Source organism: Rhizobium sophoriradicis (assembly GCF_025200795.1).
Taxonomy (GTDB): domain Bacteria; phylum Pseudomonadota; class Alphaproteobacteria; order Rhizobiales; family Rhizobiaceae; genus Rhizobium; species Rhizobium sophoriradicis.
This window is the reverse complement of the sequence record NZ_CP104154.1, coordinates 343,993-357,519: the sequence shown is the minus strand read 5'-3', so window position 1 is coordinate 357,519 and position 13,527 is coordinate 343,993. Positions and strand designations below refer to the sequence as shown.

13 protein-coding genes are annotated in these 13,527 nt (G+C 61.4%); 6 read left to right on the top strand and 7 right to left on the bottom strand.

Translation table 11 applies throughout. From position 1 onward, the window contains the following. Positions 1–2 precede the first annotated feature (2 nt). Positions 3–1,190 carry a PLP-dependent transferase gene (locus tag N2597_RS27225; RefSeq protein ID WP_183602273.1) on the top strand — a complete coding sequence of 396 codons (1,188 nt, stop codon included), beginning with the start codon at positions 3–5 and terminating at the stop codon, positions 1,188–1,190. On the opposite strand, the gene N2597_RS27220 is transcribed toward N2597_RS27225, so the two are convergent. Beyond that, entirely contained in the window at positions 1,081–1,737 is a 657-nt protein-coding gene (locus tag N2597_RS27220; RefSeq protein WP_183602272.1) for a sigma-70 family RNA polymerase sigma factor, read from the bottom strand. The two genes, N2597_RS27225 and N2597_RS27220, sit on opposite strands and share 110 nt — an antisense overlap. Before the next feature lie 165 nt (positions 1,738–1,902). Here N2597_RS27220 and N2597_RS27215 point away from each other — a divergent pair, with 165 nt between their 5' ends. From N2597_RS27215 to fhuB, 3 genes are read left to right on the top strand one after another with little or no spacing between them, the layout of a single operon-like run. Further along, positions 1,903–2,406 (top strand): GNAT family N-acetyltransferase, encoded by a 504-nt coding sequence (locus N2597_RS27215; RefSeq protein ID WP_341356262.1) that lies wholly within the window; start codon positions 1,903–1,905, stop codon positions 2,404–2,406. Between the two features lie 32 nt (positions 2,407–2,438). Further along, positions 2,439–3,272 carry an ABC transporter substrate-binding protein gene (locus N2597_RS27210; RefSeq protein WP_183602269.1) on the top strand — a complete coding sequence of 278 codons (834 nt, stop codon included), beginning with the start codon at positions 2,439–2,441 and terminating at the stop codon, positions 3,270–3,272. Continuing rightward, entirely contained in the window at positions 3,269–5,233 is a 1,965-nt protein-coding gene (gene fhuB / locus N2597_RS27205) for a Fe(3+)-hydroxamate ABC transporter permease FhuB (RefSeq protein ID WP_183602267.1), read from the top strand. The genes N2597_RS27210 and fhuB overlap by 4 nt, the downstream gene beginning before the upstream one ends. A gap of 55 nt (positions 5,234–5,288) precedes the next feature. Here fhuB and fhuF read toward each other — a convergent pair whose 3' ends face one another. The 5 genes from fhuF to N2597_RS27180 form a co-directional block, all read right to left on the bottom strand. Then, positions 5,289–6,074 carry a siderophore-iron reductase FhuF gene (gene fhuF / locus N2597_RS27200; protein WP_183602265.1) on the bottom strand — a complete coding sequence of 262 codons (786 nt, stop codon included), beginning with the start codon at positions 6,072–6,074 and terminating at the stop codon, positions 5,289–5,291. A 4-nt stretch (positions 6,075–6,078) separates the two neighbouring features. Next, entirely contained in the window at positions 6,079–8,247 is a 2,169-nt protein-coding gene (locus N2597_RS27195) for a TonB-dependent siderophore receptor (RefSeq protein WP_183602263.1), read from the bottom strand. A gap of 193 nt (positions 8,248–8,440) precedes the next feature. Continuing rightward, positions 8,441–9,241 carry an ABC transporter permease gene (locus N2597_RS27190; protein WP_183602261.1) on the bottom strand — a complete coding sequence of 267 codons (801 nt, stop codon included), beginning with the start codon at positions 9,239–9,241 and terminating at the stop codon, positions 8,441–8,443. A 2-nt stretch (positions 9,242–9,243) separates the two neighbouring features. Then, positions 9,244–10,038 (bottom strand): ABC transporter permease, encoded by a 795-nt coding sequence (locus N2597_RS27185; protein ID WP_183602258.1) that lies wholly within the window; start codon positions 10,036–10,038, stop codon positions 9,244–9,246. A 1-nt stretch (position 10,039) separates the two neighbouring features. Then, positions 10,040–11,023, bottom strand: a complete 984-nt coding sequence (locus N2597_RS27180) for an ABC transporter ATP-binding protein (RefSeq protein ID WP_183602256.1) — start codon at positions 11,021–11,023, stop codon at positions 10,040–10,042. 384 nt (positions 11,024–11,407) lie between these two features. Between N2597_RS27180 and N2597_RS27175 the strand changes: the two genes are divergently transcribed. Next, positions 11,408–12,082: a L,D-transpeptidase gene (locus N2597_RS27175; protein WP_040142165.1), complete on the top strand. Its 675-nt coding sequence runs from the start codon at positions 11,408–11,410 to the stop codon at positions 12,080–12,082. Between the two features lie 14 nt (positions 12,083–12,096). Beyond that, positions 12,097–12,633, top strand: coding sequence for an OmpA family protein (locus N2597_RS27170; RefSeq protein WP_040142168.1), 537 nt, complete (start codon positions 12,097–12,099; stop codon positions 12,631–12,633). 228 nt (positions 12,634–12,861) lie between these two features. Here the strand turns inward: N2597_RS27170 and N2597_RS27165 are convergent, their stop codons facing one another. After that, positions 12,862–13,332 (bottom strand): Hsp20 family protein, encoded by a 471-nt coding sequence (locus N2597_RS27165; protein WP_009993043.1) that lies wholly within the window; start codon positions 13,330–13,332, stop codon positions 12,862–12,864. Positions 13,333–13,527 lie beyond the last annotated feature (195 nt).

Sequence of the window (13,527 nt, the reverse complement as noted above, 5' to 3'; positions counted from 1 at the left end):
TCATGAACCAGTCGTTCAGCCCCCGCGACCTTGGCGCCCATGCGGCCGCCGACGATCTCTTCACGCCCGTCGATCCGGCCGCCTTCAACGCCGTCTCGCCGCCGATCTTCCAGACCTCGCTCTTTACCTATGACAGCTACGAGGCGATGGAGGATGTTTTCGCCGGCCGGACGCGCAACTTCATCTATTCGCGCGGCGACAATCCGACCGTCCGCGAATTCGAGCTGCTGGTCGCCCGCCTTGAGGGTGGCGAAGACGGACGCGCCTTCTCCAGCGGAACGGCCGCCATCACCGCGACCATTCTCAGCCTGGTGGAGGCGGGCGACCGCGTCGTTGCGGTCCGCCATCTCTATAATGACGTCTACCGCCTTCTGGTGAAACTGCTCGGCAGGCTCGGCGTCACCGTCGATTTCGTCGATCCCTCCGACCATGACGAGGTGCGCAAGGCGCTGCCGGGCGCCAAGCTGCTCTATCTCGAAAATCCGTCTTCCTTCATCTTCGAGCTTCAGGACATCGTGGCGCTGTCAGCCATGGCGAAGGAGGCCGGCGTCACGACGATCATCGACAATAGCTGGGCGACGCCGCTCTTCCAGAAACCGATCCAGCATGGCGTCGATATCGTCATTCACGCCGCTTCGAAATATCTCGGCGGCCACAGCGATACGGTCGCCGGCGTCGTCGTCGGCACGAAGGAAGCGATCGCGAAGATCAATTCAATCTCCTATCCCTATGTCGGCGCCAAGCTCTCGCCCTTCGAGGCCTGGCTGCTGCTGCGCGGCATGCGCACGCTGCGTGTGCGCCTCAAGGAGCATGAGCGCAGCGGGCTTCTGCTCGCCGAACGGCTGAAGCAGCATCCCGACATCGCGCGCGTTCGCCACCCGGCCTTTCAGGATCATCCCGGGCGGGCGACGCTCACGGGTTATGCCGGGCTATTCGCCTTTGATCTCACGCCCGATATCGATGTCGCACGGTTCGTCAACGCGCTTCGCGAGATCCGTCTCGGCGTCAGCTGGGGAGGACCGGAAACGCTGGTCGTTCCGGCCAAGGTCGCGCTGCAGATCCCTGACCGGATGACCACATTCATCCGGTTCGGCGTGAGCGAGCAGACGATACGTTTTGCTGTTGGGCTGGAAGAACCGGAACTGCTGTGGAGCGATTTGCAGCAGGCGCTGGACGCCGCGAAGCGGTAATAATCCGCGGGCGCTCGTGATCGGGGCGGGCAGGCTCGGTGATTGCCAGATGGCAATGCTGCTCCGCCGCCTTGATCATGAAGTTGACAAGTGTCCTGGAAACGCCGAGCTCGGCCGCGATATCCTTCTGCGGCACGCCGTTCAGGCGATGGCGGATGAAGGCGTCGTTGGTACGCTTCGGCAGCGCCTCGAGCGAGGCAAGCACATCGCGCAGGGTCTCGGCGGCGACCAATTGATCGAGAACGGTGGGGATGGGCGCCGTCATTTCTTGGACCTGGTCTATCGACCTATAGTTGCTCACCTGCTGGCGTTGTCGGCGGCTCTCGTCGAGGGCGAGATTATACACCATCCGAAATGCGTAACCGATCGGGCAACGGATGTCGTCGGTTTTGACCCCGTAAGCTTTTATCACTCCGTCCTGAAATATATCCTCAGAATATGATCTTGATTTGACAACGCTTTCAATCGTTTTGAGGAGCTTATCCTTGTTTTCGATCATGGCGTTGACCACGGCATTTCCGTTCACATCACGATGCGATGCTCGCATTGTCCTGTACCCTTTTTACAAATGGAAAATCAGGCTCTGTCGTTGCTGGTCGGTGCGGTCTTGGCATTCCTTTATCGCAGGAAGCTACACGATGTGATTGCAGTGTCTAGTTTAAGGTGATAACTGGAGTCAAGTTTAAATCGACCGAACGAAGGCGAGAAAAAGATGGGACGAACAGTCGAGATTCTGACCGGCAAGGCGGAGCTCTGCCGATCGATCATGGGGGCTTTGCCGGACTGGTTTTCGGAACCCGAAGTCATCGAGGCAAGCGCCCAGGCGGTCGAGGAACTGCCGGTGTTCGGCTATATCGAAGCGGATGTCGTCACCGCCTTGATCGCCTTGAAACCGCACCTGCCTGATGCCGTCGAGATCGCGCTGATTGCGACCCGGCCAAAATATCACGGCCGCGGCGCCGGACGCCATCTCGTCGATGCAGCCGAACGCTTCGCCCATGAATCGGGCGCCCGGCTGCTGACGGTTAAAACACTCGCGCCGCGCGGCCGCGACGAACCGCAATTCGAGGCGACGCGGCGCTTCTATGACCGCTTCTATGACCGGACCGGCTTCATCAGGGCCGAAGTCTTTCCAAAACTCTGGCATGAGGATCATCCGTGCCTGTTCATGGTCAAGCCGCTCATGGAGACGCAGCCGGGCAGGACCGCGCTTTGAGACGACGAGACTTTCTTCTTGGCGCGCTGGCAATGACCGGCACGCCCGCTATCGCGCGCACCGGCGATGCCAACGTCGTTTCGCTGGATTATGGGCTGGCGTCGACGATGCTGGCGCTCGGCAGCGTGCCGCGCGCCATCGCTTCCCTCAGGAACTGGTCTGAATGGGTGGTCGAGCCTGCGATGCCATCAGGCGTCGTCGATATCGGCACCACCGCCGAGATCAATCTCGAAGTCCTGACAAACCTGCGGCCATCGCTCATCCTCAGCACGCCCTTCCTTGCGGCGCTGGACGAAAAACTGTCCCGGATCGCGCCTGTGGAAAGCTTCACCGTCTATGCCGAGAATGGCGAGGCGCTCGACCGCTCCTACGCCGAAACACTGCGTCTCGGCGCCATGATCGGGCGGCAGAGGGAAGCGGAGGCATTTCTCGCCCGCGCCGACGCCACCTTCGCCCGGCTGCGCGACCGGATGAAAAGCCTGTCCGCGCGCCCGCTCGCCGTCATCAACTTCATCGACCAGAGGCATGCGCGCATCTATGGCGGCCCCGGACTTTACGGCGGCGCCATGCGCCGGATCGGCCTCGAGAACGCCTGGAAAGGCGAGGCGAGCTACTGGGGATTTCAGACGATCGGCCTGGAACAGCTCGCCGAACTCGATGAAGAGGTGCATCTTGTCGTCGTTTCGCCGCTGCTTCCGCCCGATGTCCTGACCCGGCTTTCCGAAAGCCCGCTCTGGACTAGCCTTCCCTTCGTCCGGCGCCAGCGAATCTCAGTCGTTCCAGGCGTCCTGATGTTTGGAATGGTCCAGGAAGCGCTGCGCTTTTCGACTTTGATGGTCGACGTTCTGGAGACTGCCGCCCGATGAAAGCGCAAACTTCCGGCTTTGGCGCGCCCGCGCTCGCGGCGCTACTGCTGTTTTCGGGCCTCGGCCTGGCTCTGCTCGACCTGCTGCCGTCGCTGCCGCATCTGGAGACATCAGGCGGCTACGACGCGCAGCACCTTCTCCTTCTCTATTCGACGCTTCCGCGCATGGCCACGGCCCTGATCACCGGCGCCGCCCTCGCGCTGTCGGGCACGATCCTGCAGCAGGTGCTGCGCAATCCACTGGTTTCGCCAACGACGCTCGGCATCTCCACAGGCGCCAATCTGGCGCTGGTATCCGTCATGCTCGCCTTCCCGTCGCTGACGGGATGGGGCCGTGACGCGATCGCGCTTGCCGGAAGTGCTGCTGCCGCCTTTGTCATCTTCTCGATCAGCGGCCGGCACGGCTTCTCGCCCTTTTCCCTCATCCTGTCGGGCATGATCATCGGCCTCTGGTGCGGCGCGGCGGCAGCCATTCTCATCCTGATGAACGATCAATATCTCTCCGGGATCTTTATCTGGGGCGCCGGATCGCTGTCGCAGCAAAGCTGGGCGATCCCGATATCGCTGCTGCCCAAAGTCACCCTGCTTGCCGGCCTTGCCTTTCTCGCCGCGAGGCCGCTGGCGCTGAGCCAGCTCGGCGATGCCGGCGCGACGAGCCTCGGCCTGCCGATCAAATGGGCACGCGGCTTCATCCTGGCGATCGCAATTGCGCTGAGCGCCCTCGTCACCAGTGCCGTCGGCGTCATCGGCTTCATCGGGCTGGTCGCCCCGCAGATCGTCCGGCTGGCCGGCGCACGCCGTGTCGTCAGCCAATTGATCTGGTCGCCCATTGCCGGCGCCGGGCTTCTTCTTCTGACCGATGAGGCGATCAAGCTCGTTGCTCCCGGCGACTTCGTGCCGACGGGGGCAGTAACCGCGCTGCTCGGCGGACCGATCCTGATTGCGCTTCTACCGCGCCTTGCCACCGCCACCCGCGCGCTGCCCGGTATGGTTTCACCAAGAGTGGCAGCCGCCAACAGAACGGCATCCCTTGGCCTGCTGCTGATCTCGGTCGCCGCTCTCGCAGCGGCAGCAATCTTCTTCGGCCGCGCGCCGGACGGAAGCTGGGCCTGGCTGTCGGCCGCCGCCTGGGATGACATCCTTCCCCTTCGCCTGCCGCGCGTCGCCGCCGCCTTCGGCGCGGGAACCGTGCTCGGCGTGACCGGGCTGATCCTGCAGCGGCTAACCGGAAACGAAATGGCAAGTCCCGAGGTGCTCGGCGTTTCGGCGGGAGCAACGCTCGGCGTCGCGGCCGCCATGTTCGCCTTCGCCGCGCCGGGGCTGACGGTGCAGCTTGCCTTTGCCGGCGGCGGCGCGCTTGCGGTTCTGCTGCTGATCTTCCTCTTGAGCGCCCGTTCGGGCTTCGGCCCGAACCGCGTGCTGCTCGCCGGCATCGCCTTCGGCGCGATCCTCGACGCCGGGATTGGCGTGCTGGCGGCCAGCGGCGACCCGCGCGGCCTGGCGCTGATCCGCTGGATGTCGGGCTCGACCTATTTTGTCGACAACAACGTTGCGGCAAGCGCCATGCTGATTGCGCTTGCCTGTCTTATCGTAGCCTTTCTCGCCAGCAGATGGCTTGCGCTATTGCAACTCGGGCCGGAGGCCGCAAGCGAACTCGGCCTGAGGATCGTTCCCGCGCGCGCGATCCTGTTCGGGCTCTCGGCGATCATGACCGCCGCAGCCACGCTCGTCGTCGGCCCCTTGAGCTTCATCGGCCTAATGGCGCCGCACCTTGCCCACGGGCTCGGCCTTCGCCGGCCATCCATCCAACTGCTCGCCGCCGCCCTCATCGGCGCGACCCTGCTCGTCACCGCCGATTGGGCCGGGCGCATGGTCGCCTTTCCCTACCAGGTCCCTGCGGGATTGATCTCGGCCCTGGTCGGGGCACCGATGCTGCTGTTCGTTCTGCGCCGGCGGGCGTGAAGCATGGCCGGCAATGAGAGGCAGCCGGCGATTATTTAGACTGCGGTTGGGAAGATTAATGCCGCCCGTCCGGCAGCGGACAGGCCTCGCCGCAGCCGCCGACGCCCGGCAGGTTATAGCGCAGGCAGCAGACCTTGCGGCGGGCGAATTCCAGCCCGCATTGCTGGCGCGCCATACGGATCATGCCGAACATCGGATTGCGCCCGCCGCCCGGCCACTCGGCATCGTTCAGCAGTGCCAGACCGCCTTCGACGAGGGCGGGCTCGTGGCGATGAGCGATCTCTTTGAGGATCCAGGAGAGATAGGCCGCAACATTGTTCCAGAGAAGCTTCGGCGCCACGCCGGCATTGGCGGCAATCGCCGTGATGACAGGCTCGGCATGGCCGAGCATCAGGCGGTGAAGCTCACCGGCCGGATCGGTGGCAAGCTCCAGGCTGTCGGACATCACGAAGGCTTCCGGCTCGCCCGTCTCAGCATTGTACACGAGCGAAAGCCGGTCGATTTCCAGCGGCAGGGCGACGCGGTTCACGAACATGTGGACACTCGGCGCGATCGTCAGCATGCTGAAATAATAGAGCGTCCACATGGAGACGATCGCGCGGCGGTCGCTGCCGGGAAATTTTTCGGCATAGCGGGCGATGATCCCGCCAAAGACTTCCGGGTCGCCAAGATCCTTGCAGGAGACCACCAAACCCGCCGGTGGCGGAGAGGCAAGTAGCTTGCCGCGGCAATAGGCGAACGGGCCATCGCCCACCAGGCCGTCGAGATCGACGGCCTGGTGGGCGACAGAATGATCGGCGATCGAAGGGCGCGAGTCCGCCCCGTTCATCTCTGCCGCCATGGTGCTACCACCGATACTTCAGGGTGCCGGTCATGTTGCGACCCTGGCCGAGGTAGCAGAAGCCCTCTTCGCAGACGGTTTCGCGCTCATCACCGATGTTGCGGATGTTGAAGGCCGCCGTAAGTCCTTCATATTTCTTGTCGACGGCGCCGAAATCATAGGCGAGGGCGGCATCGACATAGAAAGTTGCGGAATTCTTCGAGGTGTTGACGACATCCGTCCAGGTCTCGCCGATGTAGCGCACGCCGGCGCCCATCGACAGGCCGTTGAAGGGGTTGCTTCCCTGGAAGGTATAATTCGCCCACAGGCTCGCAACATGGGTCGGGGTGACGGCCGGAGTATTTCCGACGTTGTTGCCCCCGGTTATCTCAGAGTCGTTGTAGGTGTAGGCGGCAATAATATCGAGGCCGTCGGCGATTGCCGCGCGGGCTTCAAGCTCGATACCCTTTCCCGTCACCTCGCCCTGAGAGTCGTAAGCGAAGGTCAGCGGGTCGGCGAGCCTCGGTTTGTTTTGTTCGACGATGTGATAGGCGACGGCCGAGAGCAGGATGTCGGAGCCGGGCGGCTGGTATTTCACCCCGAGTTCGAATTGCTCGCCCTTCGTCGGCGGAAGAATTGTGTTGGCTCTCGATCGGTTGGTGACCGGATCGAAGGAGGTCGCGTAGGAAGCAAACGGCGCGATGCCGTTGTCGAAGAGGTAAAGCGCGCCGGCCTGTACGGAGAAGGCATTCTTGTCGACCTCCTCGGAGCTGACCGTGGGCAAGGTCGCATCTCGCGTCTGGTTCACCCAGGTCTGCCGGCCTCCGAGGTTGAAGCGCCAGTTTCCGACCTCGATCTGGTCCATGACGTAAATGCCGAGCTGCCGCATATCCGCATCGGACGCCAATATATTATAATCCGGCGTAGCGCCCGAGACTCCATAGGTAGGATTGGCGATATCGAAGTCGAATGCCGGATCTGCGGCTCCGGCGCCGTAGCCAAAGCTCGACTGGAGATTGGTGTAGTCGAGCCCGAACAGCATCGTATGCGCAAGCGGGCCTGTATCGAACTTCGCCTCGAGCTGATTGTCGACCTGGAAAACGTTCATTTCGTCCCGGATCGCATTCGTGCCACGATGCGCGACGGTCCCGCTCCAGCCGGTAACGCCGAGGTAGCGGGCCTCCAGATCGAGATGCGAATAACGCAGGTTCTGCCGGAAGGTCAGGCCGTTGTCGAATTCATGCTCGAATTGATAGCCGACCTGCTGCTGCTTGACCTTCTGGTGGTCGTAATCGGGGTCGCTCTGCCTGATGTCGAGAATCTCATCGCCCGACGTGACCGCGCCGACATTGGCGTCGGTCTCGTCGGCCTGCGCCAGACCGTATACGGTTAGGGACGTGCCCTCGTCGGGCTTCCAGGTGAAGGACGGCGCCAGCAAATAGCGGTCGTCGGCAATATCGAAATTGGTGTCGCCGCGGCGGGCGACGCCGACGATGCGATAGAGAAAGTCGTCGTTGCCCTCACTGATCGGCCCGCCGAAATCGAACATCCCCTGCATCCGATCCTTGGTGCCGTAGATAATGCCGACTTCACGGATCGGCTCCTCGGTCGGAAGCTTCGATATCTTGTTGACGAGGCCGCCCGGCGAACCCGAACCGTAAAGAACGGAAACCGGTCCCTTGATCACCTCGACGCGCTGCAGCTGATAGGGATCCGTGCGGAACATGCCGTAATTGATGTAGGGCTGGCGCAATCCGTCGCGATAGTCACCGACCGTCGTGGCGTTGTAGCCGCGAATGTAGATCTGGTCGAAACGCGGGTCGAAGCCGCTCGTTCCCGTCGTCACGCCGGCGGTGTAGCGCACCGCCTCGATGACCGTCTGCGCGCCGCGCTGCTCAATTTCCTTCTCGGTGGTGACCGACACGGAACGCGGCGTCTCGACGAGCGGCGTGCTGATCTTGGTCGCGCCGGCGCTGTTTTTGGCGGTGACCGACGTCCTGTCTGTCTTGCTATCAGAGGCTGCACCCTGGATGACGATCGGTTCCAGCGTCGTCGCAGTGTCGCCAGTGGTCGCGCTCTGGGCAGAAGCCGGCGATGCCGCGATGCCGGTCAGGACCATCGCTGTCGTGGCAAATAGGGTATCTCTATAAATTCGCAGTACATTATTAGAAACATTCAAAAAAACACGCGCCATTGCTTGGTCCCTACGTCATAGATGCGCGCGGAACCTATGGAGCGAAGACAGCCTTGTCAACATAAGGTGATTGTTTTTGTCATCTTTTAATCGATGATTTTTGAAAGTTCGGCGTTCCCGAACAAGTTGCACGCAGCGTCGAGATGTAGAGGCGCATTTTCAAGCGCAGAGGACTAACGGTCCAGCTGCGGCATCAGCCGCCTGCACGCTGATAACGCCGGATCGCAAAGCGCCAGAAGGCGGCGGCAATCAAGGCGGCAACCGGTCCCACGGCGACGGCCACGGGGGCTGCCGCATCACCGAGGTAAGGAACCGGCTTTCCGATCAAAGCGGCGACCGGCACATAGGCCATGTAGGCAAAAGGCAAGCCGGAAAGCAGCAGAAATTGAAGCGGCGCGGCAAAGATCGTTATAGGGTAGCGGGAGAGTTCCCAAAAGTCGAAATATATGCCGAAAAGATAGCGCGCGCGCCGCACCACCAGCGCAGTTGCGCCGATCAGGGTGATGACCGCGCCGGTCAGAAGCGCGGCACTGAAAATGCTGGCGACCAGCTGCAATATGGTAAGCGGGCCCCAGTCGATCGCCACCTTGGGCAAAGCCCACGCCATCAGCCCCACCCCCAATATGACATGGCTGCCATACTCGATATTGAAACCGGAGAACGATAAAAACGCCCATGTATTGATTGGCCTAGTCAGCAACGTATCAAACTCGCCGTCCCTGACCATTTCTTCCAATCGGCGCAGCTGCACGAAGGTGAAGCATGCGCCGAGGGCATAACCCAGGGTATGGAAACCGAGCAGCAGAGCCATGTCTTGCCACCGCCATCCGCCCATGCCGCCGAATCGCGTGAGGATGATCCAAAGCGAGGCGAAGGCGCCGGCGTAACCGAAACCCTGCGAGACCCAGGCAAGGGCTAGTGCCACCCGATATTGCAACCGGGTCCGCATACGCAGCCGCATCAGATACCAGGCGAGTGCCAGCGTTTGCTGCATGATCAGCCTCCGTGCACCACAATCCGCCGGCAGGCGCGGGACCACAGCGCTGCGATCAGACCGACGAGGCCGGCGATCCAGCAGAGCCCGACGGCCAGATATGTCAGGGAAGAGACGAGATCGAGCTGACCGAGATAGACGGCCATCGGATAATAGGTGATCCAGGCGAAGGGCAGCACGTGGGCGGTTTCGGCGAGCACCGGCGGAAAGAACCATAGCGGCACAAGCCCGCCAGACAGGAGCGCCCCGAATCCGCGCATGAACCATTCCAGCGAATGTGCGTCGAACACCCAGAAGGACAGAAGGCCAAACAGGATCGAGATCAGCAGAAGCAGTGTTGTGGAGACGGCCACATATCCGATGAAAAGAAGGCCATGCGCCAAGCTCGCCGGTGGCAAAAGTCCATATAGAAGCGAGAATATGATGATCACCGGCGTGCAGACGGCGGCGAAGTTGAAGAGCCGCGGCCCGAGATTTTCGGCAAACAGCATCACCGGAAAGCTCGCTGGCCGAAGGAGCGTGTTGCCGATCTGGCCGGTCCGGATCGCCGCGCCGATTTCCCGCACGACCAGTGCAGCATCCCAGTTCGACAGCAACGTAGCCCCGATTATGGCATAGGCAATCATTTGCGGCAGTGTAACGCCGGCCACGGCATGTTGCCCGCCATAAACGGCCTTCCATATCGAAATACGGGCGAAGACTTCGATGATGGCGCCGAGGACCATCGAAAGGATTTCGGCACGATAGCCGGTCTGCTGGCGGACGGCGGCCACCGCAAAAGCGACAAAGCTCTGCATGTCACCCCCTCGCCTGATAATGGGTGCGGATCACTTCCTCGATGCCGGGCTCGTGCAGCCGAACGTCGCGAAGCGCGGCCCTGGCGGTCAGCGCGCCCATCAGATCGATCAGGGAACGTCCATCGTCTGCCAGCAGAAACTCGCGTACCGCTCCCTCTCCGCCGAGCAGCTCGGCTCCCGCCAATGAGACTGCACCGGGTTCGCCATCAAACTCCAGCGTCAACCGCCGTCTCGCGCCGAAAGTTACGCGCAATTCCGCCAGCGGACCGTCGAACAGAAGCCGACCTATGTCCACCATGATCAGGCGCGGGCAGATTTCCTCGATGTCCTGCAGGTCGTGCGTTGTCAGAATGATCGTCGTGCCGCGTTCTCTGTTCGTGCGGGCAAGAAACTTGCGCACGACATCCTTGGCAACAACGTCCAGCCCGATGGTCGGCTCGTCGAGAAACAGGATTTTAGGCTCATGCATGAGCGCCATGGCGATTTCGGCGCGCATGCGCTGGCCGAGGCTGAGCTGACGCACCGGCCGCTCGATGAATGAGGACAGCTGCATCATCTCGACGAGCTCGGCTCTGTTGATGCGAAAGGCCACATCCGGCACCCGATAGATACGCCGGTGCAGTTCGAAGCTCTCGGCAAGGGGAAGATCCCACCACAACTGGGTACGCTGTCCGAAAACCACGCCGATCTCACGCGCATTGGCAATCCGATCCTCGACAGGCCGGCGACCGAGCACGCTGACCTCGCCGGAGGTGGGCATGAGGATGCCGGTCAGCATCTTGATCATGGTCGATTTTCCCGCACCGTTCGGGCCGAGATAACCGACTGCTTCCCCCGCCCCTATCGTGAAGGAAATCTGCTCCACGGCATGCACAGGTTTCGTCACCGGCGCGATGAAGTTGCGTAGCGCCCCGACCAGGCCTGGCTGCGGCACCCGCTGGCTGAATGTCTTGCTTACGCTCTTGGCACTGATGATCGACAGCATGAGGGAATCCGGCAAAATGGGAAGATCCCAGTAAGAGAGTCATGTGAAACCTACGCAACAGGTGCTGCCTGGGATAGACAATTCTTTTGATACAACCGATCAATCGTGGGAATGCCGGGGGCTGCGAATGATACTAAGGCGACCCGCCGGCGCTGCCCGACTTTTCGACAGAAGGACAGGGCTGCCCCCTTCTACCCCTTCCAGTGATCCGGTGCGGAATTGGTATAATATGATCCGAGGCCGAGTAACGGCCGGTGCAATAGAGATCCGAGAGGCCCTCGACTCCATATCGATCTTGATCGGGCGCGGAGTTTTCTATTGAGGCAAATGAAAAATCTGGTTTACTGGCGCTTCGCTTGTTGGCTTTCAGGGGGAGCTTGGCCGATGATGTGGAACCGCAGGAGTATTGTGCTTGGTGGATTGGCGTTGCTTGGGACTGGCGCCGTTCACAAACCGGCGGTCGCCGCGGCATCTTCTTATTTTGACGGCCCGGCCGTCGATAATGGTGTGACGTTTCGCAGCACCAATTTCGCCAAAATCGACAAGCGGTGGCACCGTCAGGTTGTCAAATATTTCAGCAGCGAGCCGATCGGCACGGTTGTTGTCGATACAAGGCACCATTTTCTCTACGTGATCATGGAGAACAAGACCGCCATCCGCTATGGGGTCGGCGTCGGCCGCGAGGGCTTCAAATGGTTCGGTCGCGCCACGATTGACGCCAAATCGCTCTGGCCGCGTTGGACGCCGCCGCCGGAGATGCGCAAGCGTCATCCCGAACTGCCCGAATTCGTGGCCGGAGGCTCACCAAAAAATCCGCTCGGGCCCCGCGCTATGTATCTGCATCGTGACGGCGTCGATACCGGCTATCGCTTCCACGGCACACTGGAGCCATGGAGCATCGGCAAGGACGCCTCCAGCGGTTGCATCCGCATGTTCAACGAAGACGCCATCGATCTCTATCAGCGCTGCCCAATCGGCACGGCCGTGCAGGTTCTGCCGCATATCGCCGACCAGGCCGAAAGCACCACCCAAATCAGCCAAACAACCCCGGTCGAATAAGGAATCTTACCCCGATGTCTGCTATGACCGGTTATACGCGCCGCCTTCTCGCCGCGGCCATGCTCCTGGCGCTTGCCGCCTGCTCCACCACCCAGATCGCCTCCCTGGAAGAGCCGACTGCGGCGCCGATGACCGGCCAGACCAACGATCCGGCGCCGGGATTCGAGAACGTGGCGGCAGGCAGCGAAGAGGATTTCATCCTCAATGTCGGCCGGCGGATCTACTTCAAGCAGGATTCCGCCGCCCTCGATTCCGTTGCGATGGCGACATTGGATAGCCAGGCCGACTGGCTCAACAAGAACCCGACCTGGCTGCTCAAGCTGCAGGGATTTGCCGACGATTCCGGCTCCACATCGAAAATGCAGACGCTGTCGCAGAAGCGCGCCGAAGCGGCGATGGCCTATCTTGCCTCGAAGGGAGTCGACCCGAAGCGGATGTGGGCCAAGGGTTATGGGAACGATCGAGAGGTTCGCGACTGCACGGACCGCTCCTGCAAGGTGCAAAACCGGCGCGTCGTCACCAATCTGCGCACTGAGCCGGACGCGGCCTGATCGGGGAAGCGTACTTGCTTCCACTATAAAGGGCCGGCCACGCGGCGCCGGCCCTTTTGCTGTGCAAGTCCTGTTCAGGTTCGTGCTTCAAGAACCGAGGTCGCGGTGCGGAGCTTGCCTAGTTGCTTCAAAAGCAGAGGCTTTCCCGCATCCTTCGCGATGCTTCCGCGACGTTTCTTTATCTGCACGATAAACGGCTTCATCCGAGACTTCATGAAGAAGCTCTCCTTAAGCCACCTGACGCTCGGCTTCGATCTGAAGAGGCGCCTGCTGAAAGGAGCCATCTCCAATGGCAATCTTGCGCGGCTTCATGGCTTCAGGCACTTCACGCTTCAGCGCGATCGAGAGAATACCATTCATCAGCGAGGCATTCTCGACCCTGACGTGATCCGCGAGCTCGAAGCGGCGCTCAAATGTACGCCCGGCGATGCCGCGATGCAGGTACTCGCCGTCTTTCGCTTCGGCCTTCTGCCCTTTTACCACAAGGACGTTCCGCTCCTGGGTGATTTCGAGGTCGGCCTCGGCGAAACCAGCAACCGCCATTTGAATGCGGTAATCGTCTTCGCCCGTCTTGACGATGTCGTAGGGCGGCCACGCGTCGATCGCTTGCAGCCGCTGCGCATTGTTCAGCAGGTTGAAGACACGGTCAAAGCCGATGCTGGACCGGTAAAGGGGAGCGAAGTCAAGTTCGTTTCTCATAGCCATATCCTCCGTAAAGCAACATGGGGTGGAGACGCGTCGCAAACCTGCGTCTCCACTCTGATTGCCGGCCCGCTTTGCGCAGCCGACGAGCATGATCTGGTTTGCATGTTTTTTCGATTCAAGAGGTGCGTCAAAAAAAATTTGACACGGATTTCGGGCCAGCCCACGGCCTCTTGAAGGCTGTTTTTGTTC

What these genes read in the sequence shown, in the direction of transcription:
- N2597_RS27165 (WP_009993043.1), bottom strand. Translation starts at nt 13,332, where the DNA reads ATGAGAAACGAACTTGACTTCGCTCCCCTTTACCGGTCCAGCATCGGC.
- N2597_RS27215 (WP_341356262.1), top strand. Translation starts at nt 1,903, where the DNA reads ATGGGACGAACAGTCGAGATTCTGACCGGCAAGGCGGAGCTCTGCCGA.
- fhuB (WP_183602267.1), top strand. Translation starts at nt 3,269, where the DNA reads ATGAAAGCGCAAACTTCCGGCTTTGGCGCGCCCGCGCTCGCGGCGCTA.
- N2597_RS27220 (WP_183602272.1), bottom strand. Translation starts at nt 1,737, where the DNA reads ATGCGAGCATCGCATCGTGATGTGAACGGAAATGCCGTGGTCAACGCC.
- N2597_RS27175 (WP_040142165.1), top strand. Translation starts at nt 11,408, where the DNA reads ATGATGTGGAACCGCAGGAGTATTGTGCTTGGTGGATTGGCGTTGCTT.
- N2597_RS27185 (WP_183602258.1), bottom strand. Translation starts at nt 10,038, where the DNA reads ATGCAGAGCTTTGTCGCTTTTGCGGTGGCCGCCGTCCGCCAGCAGACC.
- N2597_RS27195 (WP_183602263.1), bottom strand. Translation starts at nt 8,247, where the DNA reads ATGGCGCGTGTTTTTTTGAATGTTTCTAATAATGTACTGCGAATTTAT.
- fhuF (WP_183602265.1), bottom strand. Translation starts at nt 6,074, where the DNA reads ATGGCGGCAGAGATGAACGGGGCGGACTCGCGCCCTTCGATCGCCGAT.
- N2597_RS27190 (WP_183602261.1), bottom strand. Translation starts at nt 9,241, where the DNA reads ATGCAGCAAACGCTGGCACTCGCCTGGTATCTGATGCGGCTGCGTATG.
- N2597_RS27210 (WP_183602269.1), top strand. Translation starts at nt 2,439, where the DNA reads ATGACCGGCACGCCCGCTATCGCGCGCACCGGCGATGCCAACGTCGTT.
- N2597_RS27170 (WP_040142168.1), top strand. Translation starts at nt 12,097, where the DNA reads ATGTCTGCTATGACCGGTTATACGCGCCGCCTTCTCGCCGCGGCCATG.
- N2597_RS27180 (WP_183602256.1), bottom strand. Translation starts at nt 11,023, where the DNA reads ATGCTGTCGATCATCAGTGCCAAGAGCGTAAGCAAGACATTCAGCCAG.
- N2597_RS27225 (WP_183602273.1), top strand. Translation starts at nt 3, where the DNA reads ATGAACCAGTCGTTCAGCCCCCGCGACCTTGGCGCCCATGCGGCCGCC.